The organism is Evansella tamaricis, assembly GCF_019042215.1.
In the GTDB taxonomy this organism is placed as follows: domain Bacteria; phylum Bacillota; class Bacilli; order Bacillales; family Salisediminibacteriaceae; genus Evansella; species Evansella tamaricis.
Genome location: NZ_JAHQCS010000091.1, coordinates 16479 through 38940, shown reverse-complemented (window position 1 = coordinate 38940; position 22462 = coordinate 16479). Strand labels below are relative to the sequence as shown.

General features: G+C 38.1%; 18 protein-coding genes. 3 read left to right on the top strand and 15 right to left on the bottom strand.

Annotation, left to right across the window (positions count from 1 at the left end):
- Window positions 1-366 precede the first annotated feature (366 nt).
- The 11 genes from KS419_RS09765 to KS419_RS09715 form a co-directional block, all read right to left on the bottom strand.
- The gene (locus KS419_RS09765; protein ID WP_217066184.1) at window positions 367-1983 is read right to left on the bottom strand and encodes a PucR family transcriptional regulator; all 1617 of its coding nucleotides are present in this window, start codon (window positions 1981-1983) and stop codon (window positions 367-369) included.
- A 128-nt stretch (window positions 1984-2111) separates the two neighbouring features.
- On the bottom strand, window positions 2112-2339 hold the full coding sequence (locus KS419_RS09760) for a hypothetical protein (protein ID WP_246593759.1): 228 nt from the start codon (window positions 2337-2339) through the stop codon (window positions 2112-2114).
- A gap of 92 nt (window positions 2340-2431) precedes the next feature.
- Window positions 2432-3844 carry a dihydropyrimidinase gene (gene hydA, locus KS419_RS09755; protein ID WP_217066182.1) on the bottom strand — a complete coding sequence of 471 codons (1413 nt, stop codon included), beginning with the start codon at window positions 3842-3844 and terminating at the stop codon, window positions 2432-2434.
- 28 nt (window positions 3845-3872) lie between these two features.
- Window positions 3873-5141 carry an NAD-dependent dihydropyrimidine dehydrogenase subunit PreA gene (gene preA, locus KS419_RS09750; protein WP_217066180.1) on the bottom strand — a complete coding sequence of 423 codons (1269 nt, stop codon included), beginning with the start codon at window positions 5139-5141 and terminating at the stop codon, window positions 3873-3875.
- Window positions 5142-5165: 24 nt separating this feature from the next.
- Complete coding sequence (locus KS419_RS09745) at window positions 5166-6527, bottom strand: NAD(P)-dependent oxidoreductase (RefSeq protein WP_217066178.1); 1362 nt, start codon at window positions 6525-6527, stop codon at window positions 5166-5168.
- A gap of 105 nt (window positions 6528-6632) precedes the next feature.
- The gene (locus KS419_RS09740; RefSeq protein ID WP_217066177.1) at window positions 6633-7523 is read right to left on the bottom strand and encodes a nitrilase-related carbon-nitrogen hydrolase; all 891 of its coding nucleotides are present in this window, start codon (window positions 7521-7523) and stop codon (window positions 6633-6635) included.
- Between the two features lie 320 nt (window positions 7524-7843).
- Window positions 7844-8878, bottom strand: a complete 1035-nt coding sequence (locus tag KS419_RS09735; protein ID WP_217066175.1) for an ABC transporter substrate-binding protein — start codon at window positions 8876-8878, stop codon at window positions 7844-7846.
- A gap of 120 nt (window positions 8879-8998) precedes the next feature.
- Window positions 8999-9892 carry an ABC transporter permease gene (locus KS419_RS09730; protein ID WP_217066174.1) on the bottom strand — a complete coding sequence of 298 codons (894 nt, stop codon included), beginning with the start codon at window positions 9890-9892 and terminating at the stop codon, window positions 8999-9001.
- Window positions 9893-10705 carry an ABC transporter permease gene (locus KS419_RS09725; protein WP_217066173.1) on the bottom strand — a complete coding sequence of 271 codons (813 nt, stop codon included), beginning with the start codon at window positions 10703-10705 and terminating at the stop codon, window positions 9893-9895.
- Window positions 10706-10710: 5 nt separating this feature from the next.
- Entirely contained in the window at window positions 10711-11493 is a 783-nt protein-coding gene (locus KS419_RS09720) for an ABC transporter ATP-binding protein (RefSeq protein ID WP_246593758.1), read from the bottom strand.
- A gap of 481 nt (window positions 11494-11974) precedes the next feature.
- A complete protein-coding gene (locus tag KS419_RS09715) occupies window positions 11975-13339 on the bottom strand; it encodes a hypothetical protein (protein ID WP_217066172.1) in 1365 nt (454 codons plus the stop codon).
- Window positions 13340-13486: 147 nt separating this feature from the next.
- On the opposite strand from KS419_RS09715, the gene KS419_RS09710 reads away from it, so the two are divergent.
- Window positions 13487-15349, top strand: a complete 1863-nt coding sequence (locus tag KS419_RS09710) for a sialate O-acetylesterase (protein WP_217066171.1) — start codon at window positions 13487-13489, stop codon at window positions 15347-15349.
- 162 nt (window positions 15350-15511) lie between these two features.
- Here KS419_RS09710 and KS419_RS09705 read toward each other — a convergent pair whose 3' ends face one another.
- Window positions 15512-17440 (bottom strand): ATP-dependent DNA helicase, encoded by a 1929-nt coding sequence (locus tag KS419_RS09705; RefSeq protein WP_217066170.1) that lies wholly within the window; start codon window positions 17438-17440, stop codon window positions 15512-15514.
- Between the two features lie 280 nt (window positions 17441-17720).
- On the opposite strand from KS419_RS09705, the gene KS419_RS09700 reads away from it, so the two are divergent.
- Window positions 17721-19718, top strand: coding sequence for a S9 family peptidase (locus tag KS419_RS09700; RefSeq protein WP_217066169.1), 1998 nt, complete (start codon window positions 17721-17723; stop codon window positions 19716-19718).
- 88 nt (window positions 19719-19806) lie between these two features.
- Here the strand turns inward: KS419_RS09700 and KS419_RS09695 are convergent, their stop codons facing one another.
- Both KS419_RS09695 and KS419_RS09690 read right to left on the bottom strand, forming a co-directional pair.
- Entirely contained in the window at window positions 19807-20124 is a 318-nt protein-coding gene (locus KS419_RS09695; protein WP_217066168.1) for a hypothetical protein, read from the bottom strand.
- A 37-nt stretch (window positions 20125-20161) separates the two neighbouring features.
- Window positions 20162-20899: a hypothetical protein gene (locus tag KS419_RS09690; RefSeq protein ID WP_217066167.1), complete on the bottom strand. Its 738-nt coding sequence runs from the start codon at window positions 20897-20899 to the stop codon at window positions 20162-20164.
- Window positions 20900-21250: 351 nt separating this feature from the next.
- Here KS419_RS09690 and KS419_RS09685 point away from each other — a divergent pair, with 351 nt between their 5' ends.
- Window positions 21251-21691 carry a hypothetical protein gene (locus KS419_RS09685; RefSeq protein WP_217066166.1) on the top strand — a complete coding sequence of 147 codons (441 nt, stop codon included), beginning with the start codon at window positions 21251-21253 and terminating at the stop codon, window positions 21689-21691.
- 102 nt (window positions 21692-21793) lie between these two features.
- Here KS419_RS09685 and KS419_RS09680 read toward each other — a convergent pair whose 3' ends face one another.
- On the bottom strand, window positions 21794-22462 hold the full coding sequence (locus KS419_RS09680) for an ECF transporter S component (RefSeq protein WP_380085918.1): 669 nt from the start codon (window positions 22460-22462) through the stop codon (window positions 21794-21796).

The following is a 22462-nucleotide window of genomic DNA, read 5'->3' as shown; positions in this document are numbered from 1 at the left end:
GATAATCGTGGGAAATGTATGGGTTTTTACAATGGATTCTGGGGACTTAGAGGTTTATTAGCTTTACTGGCAAGTGGATTAATCAGGGTTAATCCACTATTCGTTGGGTATTCCTCCGAAAATCAGCAAACTTCTTGATGCTACGAAATCCTCACAAACGGTCTTACTGATTCCCTTGTTGATACTTTAGAAGCAAGTGCTACTCCATAAACGGATCTGTTACAGTGATGACAGCTCATATCGTAATGATCAACGTTGGAGCAGCACTAGACCCACTATTAGCTCATAAGTAGAATTTGGCTAATTTTATGTCCAAACACAAATATAGACATTAGATTACGAATTCAAAAATGAACGACTCATTGACTATATGTTATTAAATTGAAGAAGTTTATTTTTCTTACTTGTAGTTAAATAATCATAAGCAACTAGCATAAACTCGATGGCAACACGACGTTCAAAACTCATAAAATTATACCCTAAGAGGTTTTCTAGTTTTTCAATTCTATGATATAAGGTTTGTCTGACTATATATAATTTCTTTGCTGTTTCTTGCTTAGAACCATTACAAGCTAAATATGTTTTTAACGTTAATAATAAATCTCCGTTATACTTCCTGTCATATTCAATAACAGGTTCTAGATAGTCATTAACAATTTCCACAAGATTACTATGTTTTTTCGTTAACGAAATGATTCGGAACAAATGGAGATCATCGTAGAAGTAGCTTTTATTCTCTTTATTAAGTGTCTCCTGTAAAACTAGTGTTTCTTTCGCAGATTGATAGCTTTTGTGCATCTCATTCAAGGACAGGACGTATTTTCCAACACCGATAGTGATGGTCGACAAATTTATTCTTCCAGAACTGTCGTTTTTTAAACGTTTAAAAGCTGCTATCATCCGTTCTTTCCAGTTTTCACAAGAGCGTTTATCCACTAATATAAAAATATTCTGGTCATGGATTTCAGTTGAAAACAGATGAAAACCATACCTCTCTAACACAGTCCGAAACAACAATTTAAAGTAAGTTCCATCTATTTCCCCTGAATGGGCGTTTGTATTTCGTTTACAAATACATACAACACCACCTTGAATTGAAAGCACAGGGTCGTTAAATGAAAGATGTTCGTTCAGAAAGTTCTCATTATAATTTCCATCAAGCCAGTTCGAAAGCCACTCACTCTCTTTTGACATTTTCTTCTCTTTCACATATAAGTCACGGAGTAAATGTTGTGCTAAAGCTGTTACTGTTCTATCTAGGATAAGTGTTTCGAATTCTGTAATATCTTTGTTTTTGGAATGAATTGCAAGCTGCGCAAATTGCTTTCCTAAAATCATAACAGGCTGTTTTGCTATGGTGGTATCTCCCACTCGATCTGCTTGATGAATCTTTTCTAATAGTTCGTTTCTTTCTTTGTATGTCAGGTTGGGGATGAACTCCATTCGCTTCTCGTCAAATATAGTGACAACCTGAATGTCCAAATGCTCCTGCATATATGCTAATATCTCCTGGTGACTATCAATTTCTAACAGTTTCTTATTTAACAATTGGGAATAGCTTTCTAAGTTGGAGATGAGTTCATATTGTTTGTTAATAAGAATGGAGTGTATATCCTGTGTGATTTCTACGAATGGTACTATTTCATGGAATAGGATGATGGGAAAGTGATGTTTTTCGGCTAATGCAATAACTTCTTGAGGAATGTGGGTAGTGTTGGTTCCCATTTCAATACATAAACCAGTTGTATTACATTCGATCAGCTGGTTTACGAAAGATAGAAAAAGGTTAGTATTACTTTTCCAGCCAAGCCCTGTGGTGAGAATTAATTCCCTTCCGTTTAATAGATTACTAATTTCAGTTATTTCTACAACATGGACCCACTTTACTTGTTGATGTTTCAACTTGTCTTTTCCTGTAATGACTTCCGATTTGTCAAAATACTTTCGTTTTAGTACTTCCTCTAAAGATATTAGTGTTTTCACCCTTCCACCTCCTTATTAATAAGGTATACTATATATTGATTATAGTATGTGACTTCCCCCATGACTTGTATGAGGTGATGTTTTCTAACAAACAAAAACTAGGACATGTCTACGCCCTAGTTTATTCTTCAAACATTCGTAAGATTTAATTGCATTATCATTATATTGGTGTAATATTTTCTTCCGTTTGCTGTTTTAATATGAAGATTTTCCACGATGTCTTTCTCTTCCAGTTTCAATTTAACGATATCACCACTTAGGCTTTCATTCACTTCAATGATTTTAAAACCCTGTTCCATGAAAAAATCGAATTTCTCCCGCTCCGTTATATATTCCTGATATTCAGACAATTTCATAAAACCTCCTTTTATGAAACAGTTGCTTGTCTCATAGGTTAAAATACCCCCTACTTCTTACAGTTCTATCTAAATAATAATGAATGTAAGGTTTAGATGGAGATTTCTTCCTTATTACTAATTACCTCTCCATATTTAGCCCGTTTGAGATATTTTCCACGGCCAAGTTTTCCTACAAACTGTTTTTCACGGATGACAAATTCTCCTCGGGATAAGACGGAGACAGTTTCTCCAGTTACTGACATCCCTTCAAAAGCGTTATAATCTACTGCCATATGATGTGTATCTGCAGAAATGACACGCTCTACGTTCGGGTCAAAAAGAACAATATCAGCATCCGTTCCTACAGCAATGGTACCTTTTTGTGGGAATAAACCAAACAATTTAGCAATTCTCGTTGAACTGATGTCCACAAACTGGTTCAAACTAATTCGTCCTTTTTTTACACCTTCTGAAAAGAGGATCGTTAGTCTGTCTTCAATCATCGGTCCACCATTTGGAATCTTTGTAAAGTCTCCTTTTCCTAAATCCTTCTGTCCTTTAAAATCAAAGGAACATTGATCTGAACCCAATGTTTGAAGGGATCCGCTCTTTAATGCATTCCAAAGATCCGCTTGATGTGCCTTTTCTCTTAACGGGGGTGACCAAACATATTTAGCCCCTTCAAAATTAGGTTTTTCCAGATAACTTTGATCTAATGCTAAGTATTGGGGACAGGTTTCTCCCCAAACATCAACACCTTTGCTCCTTGCCTCAGCAATTTTTTCCACCGCCTGGGAACACGATACATGTACAACATAAAGCTGCGAATCAGCAAGACCGGTTAGCTGAGCTGCACGACCGGTCGCCTCCCCCTCCACTTCAGGGGGTCTAGTTAATGCGTGATAGATGGGGTCTGTATTTCCCTCATCCAAAGCTTTTTTTATCAGATAATCAATCACGTCTCCATTTTCCGCATGAACCATTACTAAAGCCCCTAATTCTTTTGCCGTGACTAACGTCCTGAAAAGCGTTTCGTCATCTGCCTGGAAAACATTTTTATAGGCCATAAACACTTTAAAAGATGTTATTCCTTCTTCTTCAATAACAGCTGGTAGCTGTTCTAGGACATCATCGGTAATTTCAGAGATCATTAAATGAAAGCTGTAGTCTATAACGGCTTTATCTTTAGACTTGTTATGCCAAACAGCAATTGGATTCTTTAAGGGCTCCCCCTTATTAGTTAAACAAAAGTCAATGACCGTAGTCGTTCCCCCAAAGGCTGCAGCAATAGTTCCCGTTTCAAAGTCATCCTTTGAGACAGTCCCTCCAAATGGCATCTCCAAATGGGTATGCGGATCAATTCCACCAGGAAAGACATAAGTCCCTTTCGCATCAATAAGTTCTGCCCCAGCTTCCGGAAGGTTTGAACCGATTGCAACGATTTTTTCTCCTTCAATGAGGATGTCCGCTTCATACGTGTCGGAAGCTGTAACAATCGTTCCATTCTTAATTACTTTCTTCATTCGTATCCCTCCTATTTTCTAGCATAGTTTACTTTGCTCCTATTTCACTCAACGCTTTTTGCCGTTCATTCCACGTTAACGGTGGATGATCTCCTTTTAATTCAACCATATTGATGGCACCTTCCTCCGGACAGACGATGGAACAAAGATTACATCCAACACAATCATCTTCCTGAACCTGCAAATAGGAATTACCATTGGCATCTTTTAACATGTCGATACACTGATGGGAAGCATCTTCACAGGCAATATGACATTTATTACAATTAATACAAATGTCATTATTGATTCGAGCAACGACTTTGTAATTTAAATCCAGGTTTCCCCAATCCGAGTACTTTGGAACGGATTTTCCCACTAAGTCCATGACAGAATCGATTCCTTTATCGTCCAAATAGTTGGAAAGACCTTCAATCATGTCTTCTACTACTCGGAATCCGTGATGCATTACAGCGGTACATACTTGAACTCCTGTTGCTCCCATTAATAAATACTCCACAGTATCTTTCCAATTAGAGATGCCTCCGATCCCGGAGATAGGAACATTGATTAACGGATGCCTAGCACAATCAGCCACCATATTAAGTGCGATCGGTTTCACCGCAGGTCCACAGTAACCACCATGTGCTCCTTTTCCAGCTACATTCGGAATTGTATTCCATGTATCAATATCAACCCCCATTAGACTATTTATAGTGTTGATCATACTGATGGCGTCTGCTCCACCTTGAACAGCTGCTTCCGCAGTTGCCGTAATATCAGTTATATTTGGAGTGAGTTTAACTATTACAGGGGTTTGAGCAACTTCCTTAACCCAATAGGTTTGACTTTCCACCAGTTCTGGTACTTGCCCAGATGCAGAACCCATTCCCCTTTCTGCCATACCATGCGGGCACCCAAAATTCAATTCCAATCCATCTACCCCAACGTCCTCCACCAATTTTACTATTTCATGCCACTTCTCCTGTTTAGGTTCTACCATGAGAGAAGCAATGATGGCTCGATCAGGAAAACGTTTCTTCGTTTCATAAATCTCTTTTAAATTAATTTCTAATGGTCGGTCAGTAATTAATTCGATATTGTTAAAACCTGCAACACGCTGACCATTGAAATTGATCGCCGCAAACCGTGAAGATGTATTAATGATCGGATCCCCGAGTGTTTTCCATACAGCGCCTCCCCATCCCGCTTCAAACGCCCTTTGAACCTGATAGCCAGAATTTGTCGGTGGGGCAGACGCCAGCCAAAAGGGATTTGGCGAATCTATTCCAGCAAGGTTAATGTGTAAATCAGCCATCGCTCAACCTCCTTATCATTCAAGTTACGCAGTTACTGAAATCTTTCCAAACATATTCTCGTGAATATCATACGCAGCTAATTTTCCTTGCTGAGCAGCTGTTACAACCATGGCCTCACCTTGACCATTTCCGAAAATCACATCGCCACAGGCAAAAACCTTTTTGTTGGATGTCATATAAGATCCTTCCTCCACCTCAACAACTCCATTGGTATGATCAATCTGAAAGGATTCAATAAGTTCTATATATCTGGATTGTCCTATAGCTCGTATAACCACATCCGCTTCAATGAAAAACTCTGAACCCGATATTGGCACCGGACGTTGGGATCCATCTTCTGATTCCTGCAATTCAACCTGAATACATTCGATCCCGTTCACATTTCCCTTTTCATCTGAAAGGATTCGTTTAGGAGTGGTTAACCACCTGAATTCTACCCCTTCTTGTTTCGCAAACTCATACTCAAATTCATAGGCAGTCATTTCTTTCACCGTTCTTCGATATAACATCTTTACATTTTCTGCACCTAGTCGAACAGAGCTAGTTGCTGCATCTACCGCAGTATTTCCGGCCCCAATGACAGCAACCTTTTTTCCTACAAACTCATGGGATAATTCTTCTGTCTTTGTTTTTTTAACAAACTCGATGGCATCATAAACTCCATCTAACTCTTCCCCTTCTATCCTCAGATTCGGAACACTGGACATACCAATGGCCAGTACAACAGCATCATAATTCTCTAATACTTCTTTTGTACTTATGTCCTTCCCTACTCTTGTATTAGTGCGAATATCCACTTCAAGACTCTTCACTTGCTCCACTTCCCAAAAGGAAATTGCCTGGGGAAGTCGGAAGGAAACAATGCCATACGTATTTAAACCACCTGCATGTGCTTCCGCTTCAAAAATAGTCACGTTATAACCAAGAAGTGCCAATTCTCTAGCAGCTGATAAACCAGCTGGACCGCCGCCAACGATCGCCACTGTCTTCCCATTCGGTTTCCCACGCTTAAACAAAACTTGTTTATTTCGGATAGCCCAGTCTGTTGCAAACCGTTGAAGGTCACCAATCATAATGGGTTTCGTCGAATGGTTTAAAACACAAGCTCCTTCGCACAATTCCTCTGTGGGACATACTCTTGCGCAACTAGCACCTAGTGGATTAGCCCTCATAATTGTTTTAGAAGAACCTAATAGATTTTCGGAAGCAATTTTTTTAATGAAGGACGGGATGTCAATATCGGTAGGACAGGCTTGAATACAAGGGGCTTCATAACAGTAAAGACACCGGTTTGCTTCTTCCATTGCCTCCTGGTTTTTTAGACCCGATGAGATTTCTTCGAAATTTTTCTTTAGATCATCAATAGATGGTAGAGTACTCGTCAATGGGATTGGCCTCCTTCTTTCCGAAATTCAATAATTTTACTAACTTTCAGAATGATTTCATTGATAGTAATTTCGCGAAATTCATACCCTTTTGTGCCATTTTTTTTAAGGGAGCAGTGCAGTCATTTCTTCATAAGTCTCCGGCCTGCGGTCACGATAGAACTGCCAGGTATCCCGGACTTCTCGAATCATCTTCTTATCCATAATTCCGATAATGACCTCATCTTTATCTCTCGTACCTGTGGAAACAAACTCTCCCCTCGGATCCACCAAGTAGGACTGTCCGTAAAATTCTCCCATATTCCATGGGGCTTCCACTCCCACACGATTGATTGCCCCTAAATAATAGCCATTCGCGACCGCGTGTGCTGGCTGCTCCAATTTCCATAAATATTCCGAAAGACCTGCGACAGTAGCAGATGGGTTAAAAACAATTTCCGCTCCCCTTAACCCTAATAATCTAGCACCTTCGGGAAAATGACGATCATAGCAAATATAAACACCAACTTTAGCAAATGCCGTATCAAATACTTGATATCCTAAATTTCCAGGCTTGAAATAATATTTTTCCCAAAATCCACATCCCTTTGCCTCCACACCGACATGGGGGATATGTGTTTTGCGGTATTTTCCTAAGTATGAGCCATCGGCATCAATCACCGCGGCAGTATTATAGTACGTTGCTATCCCTTCCCTTTCATAGATTGGCAAGATGATAACAATCCCTAATTCCTTCGCCAATTCCTGAAATAACTTGGTAGTAGGTCCATTCGGAATCTCTTCTGCTGCATCATACCATTTCGTCGATTGTTCGGTGCAAAAATAAGGTCCGTAAAAAATTTCCTGAAGACAAACCATTTGTGCTCCCTTTTCCTTCGCTTCCTTAACAAGTTTTATATGCTTTTCAATCGCTGTTTCTTTATGAACCTCTACTGGCTCATCACCGTGCACATCGTTTTTTGCCTGAATTAAACCAATAACTACTTGATCTGACATTGAAATACCCCCTTAAGTATTTGGGAAATCTTTTTTTCGGTCAACTCCAAGATAATACTCTTATTCTAGAGTGAATGAGAATACTTTACAGTACACAAAGTGTTAAATCGTTTTTCCTGCTTTTTGAACAGTGTGTAAAAGATATTTATTGATTTTTCTGAATCTTCTAATTTTTAAAATGGTACCATTAAATCGGAATTAGAACATTATATTAGTTAGGTTATCTTCCGTTATTTTGCCTGTACTTCATAAACATTCTTATTTAAATAACCTTCCGACCTGCATCTGCTACAGGGGAAGGTTATCTTCATATAAATTGATTAATCCAGAACCATTTCCATTATTTCATGGGTATAGGCTTCATTGAGATCTGCCGGTTCTGAAATGACACCAAATTCAAGAGCAATATCTGCCGTTTGTTTAAACATCTCATCATCAATCGTTCCGATTTTAGAAGAATCAAACCCTTCTGGGACAATCAGTTTCGCCACTTCTTCCATCATTTTTACTTGATGATCCCTAGTAGTACTTCCATCCTCTGCATAACTCATTACCGCGTCAACTGCTGCTTCTTGATCATCAATGGCGCTCTGCCATCCCTTTATGGATGCACGTACAAATTTAGCAGCAACTTCTTTGTTTTCTTCAATCCATTCTTTATTGACAAATAAATTGTCCTGAAGCATAGCGACACCTTCATCATTCATATCAAAGACTGTTAGTTCATCCTCCGATACCCCTTCTGCAAGAACTACCTGATACTCGTTATAAGTCATTGCTGATGCAACTTCAATGTCCCCTGTAAAAAATTGATCCATTGTAAACCCTTGGGATTTAAATTCTAAATCAGAATAAGGATCTAATCCATATTTATCAAACAGTGCTAAGATTTCGAATTCATTCCCACCCATCCAGTTTCCGACGCTCCTTCCAGCAAAGTCTGCTGGTGATTCAATACCACTATTGTTATTTGTGACCAAAACTAAACCACTCGTTTGAAAGATTTGAGAAATTTGAACTAATGGAAATCCTTCTTCCTGATGGGCAAGAAGGCTAGCTACCCAGTTCACTCCGATATCGACGGAACCATTGGCAACCTGCTGTTCAGGAACGATGTCCGGACCACCTGGTACAATGGTGACATCGAGACCTTCTTCTTCATAATATCCATTTTCCAAAGCAACATAATATCCTGCAAACTGCGCTTGAGGAACCCATTTAAGCTGTAAGCTTACCGGAATCATTTCATCAGCACTGGTTGAAGATTCTTCATCTCCGCAGGCAGACAACAACAAACTTAAAGTTACTACGAGTAAAACTAGTAATCTGCTCAAGTTTTTCATTTTCCATTTCATTCATTAACCCTCCTCTTAAAATTAAATTCTTTTTAAACATGTTCTTAATCTATTAATTTCGTACCACCACTTTATTTGTGGAAAAGGTACAGAATTAAGCTGATAGAAAAACTGATTGTCTTATGTCCGTTTTGATGGATGCCATTTCAAAAATATTTTTTCTAACCTTTCCACTACGAGATAAAATAGGATACCGGCTATCGCAGCCATAATAATACATGACCACCCTAAGGGCATTCTACCTATCTTAATCGAGTTAGAAAGGAGATAACCAAGACCCTTTGAAGAAAAGAAGAACTCTCCGACGATTGCTCCGATCATACTTGCAGTTGTATTTATTTTTAATGCGGTAAAAACATATGGCAAACTATTAAATACTCTTAGATATTTAAAGACTTCATATTTACTTGCCGCATAGGAATGCATCAAATCGATAGCGAGTGGATCCACATTGTTCATCCCTTTATGAGCATTTATAGCCATTGCTGCCATTGTCATAATAGTTACAATAGCAATCCTTGACCCAATACCATCACCAAACCAAAGGTTCATAATTGGTGCCAATGCCACAATAGGGACAGCGTTAAGTGCTGCAACCATGGTAAGGGCATTTTTCCCCCATTTTGGCCATGCTGTAGCAATTAAAGCTACCATAAACCCCATGGAGGATCCTAATAACATCCCTAAAACTGCCTCTGTCAATGTATATCCTGCATAAGACAATAACGTATCCATATTTACAAGAAAGGCATCTAGTATATCAGTTGGTAAAGGTAATTGATAAGTTTGAAGTTGAAAGAGGAGATGAAAGACCTGCCATTCCCATAATAGAATAAATATAATCCCAGCAACTAATGGGGTTATAACTTTGGTCGTATTTTCTACTCGCAGTTTCTTTTCTTTTTTAGGGTTTGACATATATGTTGTTACAGATGTTTCTGGACTCGTTTCTTTTGTAGTTACAGAAGGTGTATCTACCCAGTTTATTTTTTTATCGGCAGGTTCTCCTTGCATCTAATCCTCACCTCCCGACGGGCGGTATTCCGGTTGCCATGGGGTAATCCAGCGTTCGATGAAACTGATAATAGAATAACTCAGTATGCCGAGAAGAGCCCCAGTAATAACGGTCAACCAGAACATATATATATGGGAAGGACCATAATAAAGATTTCGAAGCATAATAACACCAATCCCATTTGTGGCACCCATTAATTCCACTAATATGGCGCCTGTAACTGCCAATGGCGCAGCAATTTTCAAACCAGTAAATAAACCAGGTAACATGCCTGGAAATCGTAACTTCCAATAAATAGTCCAAGGCTTAGCAGCATAGGAATACATGAGTTCCAATGCCGAAGGATTCGTACTGCGGAGACCTCGTAAAACATTTAATGCTACAGGGAAAAACGTAATATATCCCGCTATTAAAATCCGCGCTAATTGATCATCCCTGACAATCCCAAATACAATGGGAGCCAAACCAAGTATTGGAATCATCTGGGAGGCAACAGCATACGGAAATGTTAGCTGTTCAATCCACTTAGAGATACTCATGAGTATCGCTAATATTAACCCTGCCGTTGCACCAACGAAAAAGCCGATCCCGGCATTTTTGAAAGTTACCCACCCTTCTGTCAAAAGAGTAGTTCCATAACCAATGAGAGTCTGAGCTAACATATGAATAAATGGAAGTTTAGATTGTGCTAAAGGAACCTGAATTACATGAAGTAATAGCCAAGAACATACTTCCCATATGACAAGTACCCCAATAATCCAGGAGAGTGTCGGTGTCCATCTGGAACGGGAAAGAACAAATGTATTTCTCATCTTACCTACACCCCTTCAAAGATATTTCGAATTCCTGATATGAGCTGATAAAACTCTTTACTTTGCCTAATTTCTTGTTTTCGCGGCCGGGGAATGGGAATATCTACGACAGCAGCCAATCTTCCAGGATGGGGTGATAAAACAAAGACTCGATCTGATAAAAAAATTGCTTCCGGAATACTATGAGTTACAAACACTACGGTGTTTTTCACTTTACTCCAAATAGATAATAATTCTTCGTTTAATCGTTCCCTGCTGAATTCATCTAGAGCAGAAAAAGGTTCATCCATAAGTAATATCTCCGGTTCCATCGCCAATGCCCTGGCAATGGCAACCCTTTGTTGCATCCCTCCACTTAGCTGCCAAGGGTATTTATCCTGAAAATTTGTTAATCCGACCAATTGCAGTAGTTCATCTACCCTGCTTTCCCGCTCTCCCTTCTTTACACCGGTCATCTCTAGAGGAAGTGAAATATTTTCTTTTACTTTCCGCCAATCGTATAAAACTGGGCTTTGAAATACGATTCCATATTTTTGAGCCAGTCTAGCTTCTTTTGCTGATTTCCCTGCAACTTTTATTTCACCACTTGTAGGTTGAATTAGATCAGCCATAATTCGGAGTAGGGTTGTTTTGCCACAACCTGAAGGCCCAAGTAATGACACAAATTCTCCCTTTTGAATGTCCACACTGACATTTTCAAGAGCCACCACTTCCGTTTTATCCGTTTGAAATCGCATGCTCACATGGTCCAGTTGAATTTCAGGTGTGTATACTTTTGCAACTGTCAAGTGACACCTCTCCCCTCATCTATGCATTTTTATTAACTATTCCATTTCGTGAGTTTTTCTCACATTAAATTATTGAGTTTAAATATTTATTAAGCCAAGTCCGTTAACTTTCGTTACAGTATATATCGATTTTTTTACTAATACATTAGACATAGTGTCAAATCTAAAGACAATAAATGAAGTCATTTCATCTAATTTAAATACAAAAAAAGCACAAGCGCCTATGATCACGTGCGTTGGGCAGTGCCTCTTCCTCTACAAACATCACACTCCGAAGTATATCTGTCGATTAGGTAAACGCCACATCCTGTGGCATGTCCGTTATATGGACATCCTCTCTGTATCACCTCTCGCTTACTGTCAGCAAAGTAAACTTACGTCGCTCGATCTAGACAATGATAAATAAACTAATACTTTCTCTCAATAAAAACAGCCTCAGTATAAATACCGAGGCATTCTGTATAATTCAAATTTACTACGATTAACTAATACGTTTTCTTAATGGATATAGAATCCTCCGTAAAGCAAAAATCATTAAAATTAACGCGAAGGTTGCAGCATAAACCATGAATTGATTGCCCCTCTTCTCACTCCCTTTATCCAAAAACGTGACATCTTCCTCCACATAAAGAGTGAAAGATAGGTCTTCCTCCGGCAACTGATCAAGGCTAACTTGATAAACATGATGATCTTTTTTCATGAGGTCAATACTACTGCTGACAATAAATGGCGCTTCATCAGGAGTGACTATTGTGAGTTCAAAATCTTTAAAATCATGCCAATTTTTCGCTGGATTAACGATATAATCAAAGGTATATAGTGGCGTGGGTGTTTTAGTCATATCCATAGTTCCATTTGTACCATAACTGACTGACACCTCTTGCCGGGAATTTGGCGGGAAATCAACTGTATAAACTAATGATAAAATTCTGTCTTCATACGCTCTAGAGAGAAGTTCCTGTTCAGAACTAAAACCTGACATTTCAGTGAATGTTTCGTCAAGCGACTTCCCATAAAAATTATAAAGTTGGGTTTCTGATATGTTGTCATCGAAATGATCTACACGTTTTTCAATAAGTGATAAGAGATAATCCTCTATGGTTAGATCTTCCGAAAGAACAATATAATCCTTAAATTCTGTTTCTCCTTTTCGATCTTCATCCATATAGGCATGGATTGTAAAATCGACGTCATCCCCTAGCACAAAAAGTTCAAGTGCTTCCCCACTGGACCAAGCAGAGACTTCCATTGTCTGGTCAGAATAACCATAACCATTGAACCCGTTCACCAAAACTTTGGATTTTTCCATATTATATTGAAAAAAAACTCTAAAAATGATGCTTTGATCCGGTTCCATTTTCATATTGATACTATACAGTGTTCCAATATCATCACTACTAAAATGTTTACCTTCGTATTCTATATTAGTAATTCCATTAAGAATTTTTTCGAACTCATATTGGTTCTTCTGGTCACCAGGATAAACAGTGTCCCCGACGAACACCTCATATGCTACGTTTTTTTGATCAGAAGTGACTAAAATATTATTTGATGAAAACTCCAGTAAATCTTCAACAAAGGGAAAAACCATTTGTACAGATTGTTCCACATCTGTAGGATTAAACATTTGATAAGTAGCTGTTACCCTTCCATTCACTGTACCATCTCTTGAAAAGTCAAAGATAAGTTCTTCCCCTTCCACGATGATCGGGTTATCATGATCAATAACCATTATATCGGACCCAGGATACCCGTCCCAATACGCAGGTCCAGAGTTAGCCAAAGCCAACCCCAAAAAGGAAAAAGACGTTAGCAGAAAAATAAAACTTATTTTTAGATAATTCATACGATTCCCCACCCTCTCCCTTTTAGCTCAACTGTACTTCCAATAGGGAAATTTACTTCTATAATATTATAATGTTAAAATATGGCTAGTTCACTAAATTTTTTTAAACTACAAACAAAATAGAAGGATCGTAAAGGCGGTAAAAAAATGAATATTTCGAGTATCCTGAGTGACGGAATGGTACTTCAGAGAAATGCTAAAGTTTCAATATGGGGAAAGAGTAAAAGCTTTCAAAAAATAAAGGTTGTTTTCTTAGAAAAAATCTATGAAACCAAAACTGGAGAAAATGGAAATTGGGAGATAACACTAAATGGTTTAGAACCTGGCGGACCTTTTCAAATGGTCATTTCGGATGAAAATGAATCAGTAATAAATGATATTCTCATAGGAGATGTTTGGATATTGGGTGGACAATCGAATATGCAGTTACCAGTCAACCGAACGCTCGATTTGTTTAGGGAAGAAATAAAAACAGTCAATCAACCATATATCAGGCAATTCACCGTTCCTCAATACTATGACTTCCATCATCCAAAAAAAGATATACACGGCGGCAAATGGATATCAGCAAATTCTGATGATGTAATGTTCTTTAGTGCAGTTGGTTATTTCTTTGCTTCTGAACTACATAAGAAATATGAAGTACCAATAGGTTTGATCCTTACGGCAATCGGTGGAACACCCATTGAAGCATGGATGAGCGAGAACACATTAAGAAAAATCGGCGGGTACGAGGAAACTCTTGAAAAATGTAAAGATGATTTCTATGTTTCCACTACAATAAAATCAGAAGATGAATCCTCTGGTGAGTGGTTTAAGTATCTTCAAGAAAATGATCCTGGTCTAAAAGAAGAATGGTACCACAACTCCTATTCCTCGAAAGAATGGGAAGAAGTTGAAGTTCCACTTTCTTGGGAAGGTACACCACTGGAAGATGTAAGAGGATCTGTTTGGTTTAGAAAAGAAATAACTATTCCAGATTCCCTGGCCAACTTCAAAGGCAGACTTTCATTAGGAACTATCATTGATGCAGATGATACGTATGTCAACGGTATTAGAATTGGAAGTACCGGTTATATGTATCCTCCAAGGCGCTATGAGATTCCTGAAGGCGTATTACAACCTGGGAAAAACATCATTACCGTTAGGGTCATCAGCACCCAGAACATTGGTGGCTTTGTAAAGGACATGCCTTACAAATTGATAGTCAACGGAGAAATATTTGATTTAAAAGGAACTTGGAGATACCGTCTTGGCATCAGAACAAATGACCTTTTACCACAGACTTTCTTTCAGTATTTTCCTTCGGGATTATTCAATGGAATGATATCACCATTACAGAACTATAAAATGAAAGGTGTTCTTTGGTACCAGGGTGAATCCAACACAGAACATCCACAGGGATACAGAGAATTATTTGAAGGATTAACTAAAGATTGGCGAACTCTCTGGGACATTGGAGATTTTCCATTTATTTTTACACAACTGGCTAACTTTGATACTGGCAAAAAGAATAAAGAATCGAACAAATGGGCTGAACTTCGTGACGAACAAAAGGCTGGGTTAGCCGTTTCCAATACTGGTATGGCAGTTGCGATTGATATCGGAGAATCGAATGATTTACATCCTCAAGATAAGAAAACATTAGGAAAAAGACTGGCTTTATGTGCACAGAAACTTGCATATAACGAGAACATCGTTGCAAGCGGTCCTATTTATAAGGAAATGGAAATCATTGAAGAAACGGTTCACATCTATTTTGATCATGTGGGAAGTGGACTTATATCACGAAATGGGGAACTTCAGCAATTCATGATTTGTGGAAAAGATAGGCGATTTTACGAGGCAAAGGCGGTCATATCGAATAATACCGTTATTGTTAGTCACGAAAAAATTAAGTCTCCTGTTCATGTAAGATATGCATGGGCTGACAACCCAAAAGGTGCTAATCTCTATAATCTGGAGGGACTACCTGCATCTCCCTTTACTACGGAACATATAGAAGATTGAGTACGATATTTTTTTAACTTAACATATATTCTCCCTCTTCAACTCTTATTATAGATTAACGTAGTGAACCATGTGTGCCTTTTCTACACACACGGTTCACTTTTAATGATTAAGGATAAGCTTACCACAACACATATTTTTAATTTTCCATAGACAAAGCTATTAATTCCAAGTCATTTCAACCGGTAACACTTGTTGAATGGTATTTTCATACCTTTTTCTTTGCGTTTTGTCCATCCAAATATGAATCGTACCCTTGTCACTACGGTTTCTAATCAATCGGCCAATTCCTTGTCTCAGTCGAAGGAGCATATAAGGCTTGTCAACCTCATCAAGTGGACTTTTTGTATATTTCCGTTTGGCGTCAAATACCGGATCAAATGGAGGAAAAGGCAACGACGAGATAATAACCTGTGATAATGCTTTACCTGGTACATCTAACCCTTCCCACAAGTTATAGGAACACAAAACTGATGATGAATCGTTTTGAAATTCCAGAATCAATTCACTAATTTCACGGTCTCCTTCATAAAGGATAGCAAGTTTCAAATCCCTTTGGTCAGTCCACCAATTTCGAAACTTCATCATCTCTTCTTTAGACGAAAATAATACTAATGAATGTCCACCATTAGCGATTACATTTTCTGCAATTCCTTGCCATTTTTCTAACAGAGATTCTCCAATATGACCAACAATCTTCATTTGCTCATTATATTGAAATGGAGATTCCACTAAAAAAGAGTCATACCGTTCAATTCCTAAACTATTCGAAATATAACGGAAGTCTCCAGCCTGAGACATCGTTGCAGAGGAAAAAATAAAGGGAATATCTTGAGAAAACACCTCTTTTTTCAACACATCTTCCACCAAGCGCGGCATAATCACAAAAATTATATCAGAAGCTGTTTCCTCCAACCAATAGATTCCTTGATCATCCTTCAGAAAAATACCTAATCCGTAGGAAAAAAACTCTAAATACTCTTCAATAATCTTCACATGATATTCATCGATGGTGAATAGCTCTGAATCGAAAACAAGTTGCTCTAACAGTAAATCTACTTTATTACTCATTTTAGCGGCTAATTCCATTATCAAGCCTGAACGGGGTACTTCTTTTCGGTTAGAACCTTCTACGGTGTTCGCAGTTTTTGTTAATACTTCAAACCATTCATCGTGAAGGGCTATGATATCTTCAATAAGGTATAATGACTCTTCTCTCACATCCTGACTCATGTATCCCGTAAGAATCGTCGTTAATGCCTGAGATTGGAATCGATAAGTCAGTGCCTTCTGTGCTGCAAATTCTAATAGATGACCTTCATCAAAAATGACACAGCTTGACTCTGGTAATAACGGTAGTTGTCCTTCCCGTATTCGAGATTCTTTCGTCCAAGTATGTTCCATAAAAAAATCATGGGAACAGATGATCAAATCTGTTGCCTGCCGGTAATACTCGCGATTAAGAGTCAAACCACTTCGATGAAGCCATTCACAAGTGGAACATTGTTGCAAAGGATCCCAAGCAATTTTTTCCCATGTCTCGTTCGGTACCCAAGGATATTCCTTCCTGTCCCCATAGCGGTGGAAAGCTTGCATGGAGGAGCCTTGCTGAAATACAAAACTAGGAATTTCCTCATAAACACGCTGAACATCCTCATCGGTTGATTTATGGACAATCCCATCTAATTTTTTCATGCATACATATTGTTCTCGTGCCTTCGCGAGACGAACATCAATTTCTATCCCGAGAGCCTTTTCCAGCTTTCTAATATCCCCAGTTTCTTTTACAAGTTGTTCAATTAATGTTTCATCTGCACAAGAAATGATAGCAGGCTTCCTTTTATACCGGGCATAACAAATCGCATACAGCAAATAAACGAACGTTTTTCCTGTACCAACGCCAGCTTCGGCAAAAATAGTTGATTTATTCTTAAACGCTTGTTCCAGTTGAAAGGCCATATAAATTTGTTCATCTCTAAGTTCATATCCCTGTTCTGGCAAGATGTCGTAAAACACATCCCCTACAAACTCTCCCAGACGATCAAAGAAATTTTCTGTTTTAGAAATAGTAAATGGAAGTGAATTTGTCATAAAAGTATTAACCCCTTCAATGTTAATAAAATTAAGTTTCTATATTCTATCAATTAAATTAACCAAGCTTAATTGTTTAAATTACATTTTTGATGCTGTTTTAATTTAGCATAGTTAGTCTCAGATAGAAAGCCATCAATAAAGTGCATCCGGTAAGGAACAATAAAATCTCTCTTCAACGAGAACCACCATCCTCAAAAATTTTATGAAGAACTTTCTGTTTTACTTCGAATGTCGAAATGTTATGATAGACTTATATTTCTATTTGGAGGTATTAAAAATGACAAAGCGTCCTATTACAGCAGAAGATTTATGTAAATTTAAGTTTGTGGGAGATCCTCAAATTTCCCCAAACAAAGACAAAGCAGCCTATGTTTTAACTCAAATCGATAAAGATAAAGATGGTTACTATTCTTCCATTTATGTCACTGATTTAAAAGGTCCAGGAAGACAGTTTACCTCTCACTATTCCAAAGATAAGTTACAAGTAGATACGGCACCAAAGTGGTCACCAGATGGAAGCACACTGGCATTCCGTTCCAACCGCACTGGTAAAAATCAAGTTTATCTTTTACATACGGATGGCGGTGAAGCTATTCAACTGACTGATGTAAAGCAAGGAATTGGTGATTTTGTCTGGTCTCCAGACGGAACCAAGCTTGCGCTTACGATTAGAGGGGAATTCAAACTTACTACCGATAAGGAAGAAGATAAAAAGGAAGATAAAAGTGATGTGAAGGTCATAACTAGACTTCGTTATAAAGGGGACGGGGTTGGTATTTATAACGAAGACCGTACACATGTATATTTATTTGATGTTGAAACAAAGTCTTATACGAAAGTGACAGAAGGGGATTATGATTTTGGTCAGCCTTGTTTCTCCCCAGACGGAAAAAGTTTAGTCTATATTGGAACAAAGGAAGAAGATAAAGAGTGGGGTTTCCTCCCAGCCATTTGGAAATACGAAATAGATTCTAAAGAAGAAACTCTTTTTTATCAGGCGAATGGATACATTATGGCACCATCTTTTTCTCCAGACGGGAAATGGTTAGCAGTTGCAGGTCATGACCGTGGTGAAAGAAGCCAGGGGAATGCCAATGTTCTTCTTTTCTCTGTAGAAACTGGAAAACTAAAAAACTTAACAGAAAACTTTGATTACACGATTGGAAACCTTGTAGGTGTGGATGCAAAATATGACACTGCAGGATTAAACTTAACATGGGATTCAAAAAGCTCACACATTTATTTTATTGCAACAGTAGGTGGTGATTGTCAGTTATTTAAAGTCGATCTTGAAGGAGAGGTATCATCTGCCCTGTCTCCAGCCGTTGCGAATGTTACTTCTTACGATATCGAAAGTGATGATCAAGCAGTCCTGGTCCTTGGTACCCCTCATTCAACAGGAGATTTAGTTACACAAGACTTGACCGAAGTGGAGAATGTTCATCAGATAACCGATTGGAATAAAGAACTTTATGATGAAGTCCACCTAAGCACACCAGAAAATATTCACTATAAGAGTACTGATGGCTGGGAGATCGAAGGTTGGATCATGAAGCCTTATGGATACGAGAACGGCAAAAAATATCCGATGATCTTACAAATTCACGGTGGTCCAGCAACAGTATATGGAAATGGGTTACACCATGAAATGCAATTAATGGCGTCAAAAGGATATGTAGTACTATATACGAATCCTAGAGGAAGCCATGGCTATGGTCATGACTTTGTCAATGCAGTAATTGGTGATTACGGTGGAATGGATTATGAGGATATTATGGCAGGTGTCGATTACACCCTAGAAAACGTTAGTTACATCGATCACGACCAATTATTCGTTACTGGAGGAAGTTACGGGGGATATATGACTAACGTTATTGTTACTCGTACCGAGCGCTTTAAAGCCGCTGTAACACAACGTAGTATTTGTAACTGGCACAGTTTTTACGGCACGAGTGATATTGGGTTCTTCTTTACAGAATGGCAGCACGGCCATGCAGATTTATGGGATGATGTAGGCAAACTGTTGGAAATTTCACCGCTAACGCATGCTCGAAATGTAAAAACACCAACACTGATTTTACACAGCGAACAGGATCTTCGTTGCCCAATGGAGCAGGCAGAACAATGGTATATTGCCCTTAAGCGACTTGGTGTAGAAACGAAATTCGTCCGATTCCCAGATGAAAATCATGACCTTTCACGCTCTGGTAAACCGAAGCACCGCTTAGAACGTCTCGAGCATTTAATTGGTTGGTTTGATGACCGTAGGAATTAAATAAAGGAATACCTTTCTTTCTCGAATAAGGTAAAAGAGCTTAGGGGTTCAGTTCCCTGAGTTCTTTTTTGTTTGTTAGTTTATATATTTAACGATCCCACCCAAAAATCTTCCTGTTGGACATGGAATCAATGACCTCCCCTATTAAAATCCTTAACCGCTCTTCACTAAACTTTGTAATGTTTATATCATCGGTTTCATTGAGGTCATACTTCAAAGCAGTTTTTTGGTCGAGATATTTCCCTACCACATAACCTTTTCCGTTGGCAGTCAGCTGAATCCCTACATTCTTCCCCCTCACTCGGCTCCCTTGATACTCATAATTAATACGTCCATTACTACTCTTTTTTTTCTTTAGCTCTGGATAAGAATCAAAAATAGCGCACTTTTCTTCAAAAGATAACAAGCTGTACACCCCTTATGCCACTGGTTTAAGCTAATTGTTACTCACTTGCGACAAAGTTTTTTTGACTTAATAAATTTTTATATAGTGACCACAATAGAACTGTAATACTATGTACTAATGTAATTGGAATGACATTACGTACCTTTAATATCCCCAATTTAATTAATAGCTGGTCCAAAATGATAATTAACGATAAAAAAAGCCCTTTAATGCTCCATCCCCCTTTTTTGGCAACCCATGTGGCTACTGCTGATAGAACTATTACATAAAACGGTACAATTTTTATCTGTTCATTCCACTTATTGTTTTTTCCGAACCCAAATCGTAGTTCTCGAAGTACTTCTAACAAATACAACCCGTTTATCCATGTCAAATGAATCATGTTAAACAAGCAAAACGTTTTCATAAATGGTATACCCTTTTCTAACCATTTCCAACGAATATCACTAATAAAAAAATACACTGGAATTAATATAACGGTAAAACCTGTTTTCCACCACTTTTTCTGAAATAGACCATATTTAATAAAAACTCTTTCAACAAAAGCGAAATAAAAAGTAAATAGTATTTTGACTTTCCAGCCTAATTTAAATGCAGTAATAAATACGGCAGTAAATGGGACATATACTGCTTGTGACAATGTGGCCCCTAGTACATTATCGAGATATTTGTTCTTTATAATTTTGGGCCTGTACGTATAACCCTTTAAAAAGGATACTACTAAATAGTAAAATATTAAAGCAAAACCCATATTGGAAAATAATAATGCGAGCAAACCTTTCCTCTCTTGTTTTCAACAACAGGGAATGGACAACTAACAATGAAATATAAGGATACTGGTAATATTTTTTACGTATAAACATACATATTTAACCCCTATCTATGACGATTAAGGATATTATATGTAAAATTGAATTAATTACACTTTAAGTAAACATGGTGAAATCTTCCTTACCGGAACGGGAAAAACACTCCTTCTAGGTGATTTTACATAATGGTTTTTAGACTTTTAAATGATATATGAACCTTATACCTTCTGAGAAAGTGGTTGTAACTACCTATACTAATTTAATTTAAATCTATGATAATATGTAACTTGAAATTGATATTTTGGAGGTACTTCTTGATGAAAAAGTTACTAGTTATCGTCATTGTATTAGCAGGACTTGGTGGTGCAGGCTATTATGGATATAATTTCGCCATTGGTTATCTATCTGACCAGATGGTAGATTCAATGATGGAAAACATGCTTGATGATCAGGAAATCAATAACTTTTTAAAAGACCCGAAAATCAAGGAATTCATGGATAATACGGAAATCGGCACAGAAGATTCATTGGGGAATCCCTCCATATCAAAAGAAACTCTTCCCTTCTCCACAAAAGAAGATGCAATGAAGACTGTTTTAAGGGAATTTAGCCTAAGTGAAATAAATAATCTGTCTGAGGAAGCTATGGCAGGAAGAGTAACAATGGAAGATGCGGAACAATTTCTTGGTGAGCGGCTAACAGAGGAAGAAATTCAAGCATTGAAAATTATATTGATACAAGAATATAAAAATCAATAACAAAACTATTAATCGAAAAATTGTACCTGTCAATTCATTTAAAAGTGACAGGTACTTTCCAACGTTTAAGTAAGAACGTAGAAATGATGTATTCAGTATTTACTACTCCAAAAGCCCGTATTTCGTTTTAAAACGTTGTAAAATCGACACCCATAATCCACTGAATAATAAGAGAAAAATAACGTTGGAGACGGCATGCATGGAATCGAACAGGGCACTTCCCATAAAATAAGGAAGGAGCACCTGAAAATCAAGAAAACCTTCGGGTCCTGTGAAGGCAATTAAACCCCACATGTTCATTATCCAACCGAACAAAAACCCCCAAACTACTCCAAATACTACTTTCCCCCATGTCTTTTGCATAAAAGTCTGGTTGCGAAGAAGACCAGCGGAAAAGCCCACAAGGCCCCATGCGATCATCTGCCATGGTGTCCATGGTCCCTGCCCTAATATCATATTGGAAGCAAGGGCTGCGACCACACCAATAATGAATCCACTTTCTTTTCCAAAGACAAACCCCGCCATCATCACCACAAACGTCGTGGGTTGGACACTTGGGATGCTCGCAAAGGGAATTCGGCTAACAGCGGCAATGGCAGCCAAAACAGCAAGCAATACAATTTCACGTGCATCAATGACTTTTCTCTCAAATCGAACAAGAAACAAAAAAAAAGCTGATATAACAACACCAAAGCTGAACCACAAATAGTAATCAATCCACTGTACCGATATGATAACTAGTGAAACTGATATGGCAAGGAGTCCAGCCAT

Bases quoted from the DNA above. Each gene is read 5' to 3' on its own strand.
- KS419_RS09735 (WP_217066175.1), bottom strand. From the start codon at position 8,878: ATGAAATGGAAAATGAAAAACTTGAGCAGATTACTAGTTTTACTCGTA.
- KS419_RS09725 (WP_217066173.1), bottom strand. From the start codon at position 10,705: ATGAGAAATACATTTGTTCTTTCCCGTTCCAGATGGACACCGACACTC.
- KS419_RS09715 (WP_217066172.1), bottom strand. From the start codon at position 13,339: ATGAATTATCTAAAAATAAGTTTTATTTTTCTGCTAACGTCTTTTTCC.
- preA (WP_217066180.1), bottom strand. From the start codon at position 5,141: ATGGCTGATTTACACATTAACCTTGCTGGAATAGATTCGCCAAATCCC.
- KS419_RS09710 (WP_217066171.1), top strand. From the start codon at position 13,487: ATGAATATTTCGAGTATCCTGAGTGACGGAATGGTACTTCAGAGAAAT.
- KS419_RS09760 (WP_246593759.1), bottom strand. From the start codon at position 2,339: ATGAAATTGTCTGAATATCAGGAATATATAACGGAGCGGGAGAAATTC.
- KS419_RS09680 (WP_380085918.1), bottom strand. From the start codon at position 22,462: ATGGCTGGACTCCTTGCCATATCAGTTTCACTAGTTATCATATCGGTA.
- KS419_RS09740 (WP_217066177.1), bottom strand. From the start codon at position 7,523: ATGTCAGATCAAGTAGTTATTGGTTTAATTCAGGCAAAAAACGATGTG.
- KS419_RS09730 (WP_217066174.1), bottom strand. From the start codon at position 9,892: ATGCAAGGAGAACCTGCCGATAAAAAAATAAACTGGGTAGATACACCT.
- KS419_RS09705 (WP_217066170.1), bottom strand. From the start codon at position 17,440: ATGACAAATTCACTTCCATTTACTATTTCTAAAACAGAAAATTTCTTT.
- KS419_RS09700 (WP_217066169.1), top strand. From the start codon at position 17,721: ATGACAAAGCGTCCTATTACAGCAGAAGATTTATGTAAATTTAAGTTT.
- hydA (WP_217066182.1), bottom strand. From the start codon at position 3,844: ATGAAGAAAGTAATTAAGAATGGAACGATTGTTACAGCTTCCGACACG.
- KS419_RS09685 (WP_217066166.1), top strand. From the start codon at position 21,251: ATGAAAAAGTTACTAGTTATCGTCATTGTATTAGCAGGACTTGGTGGT.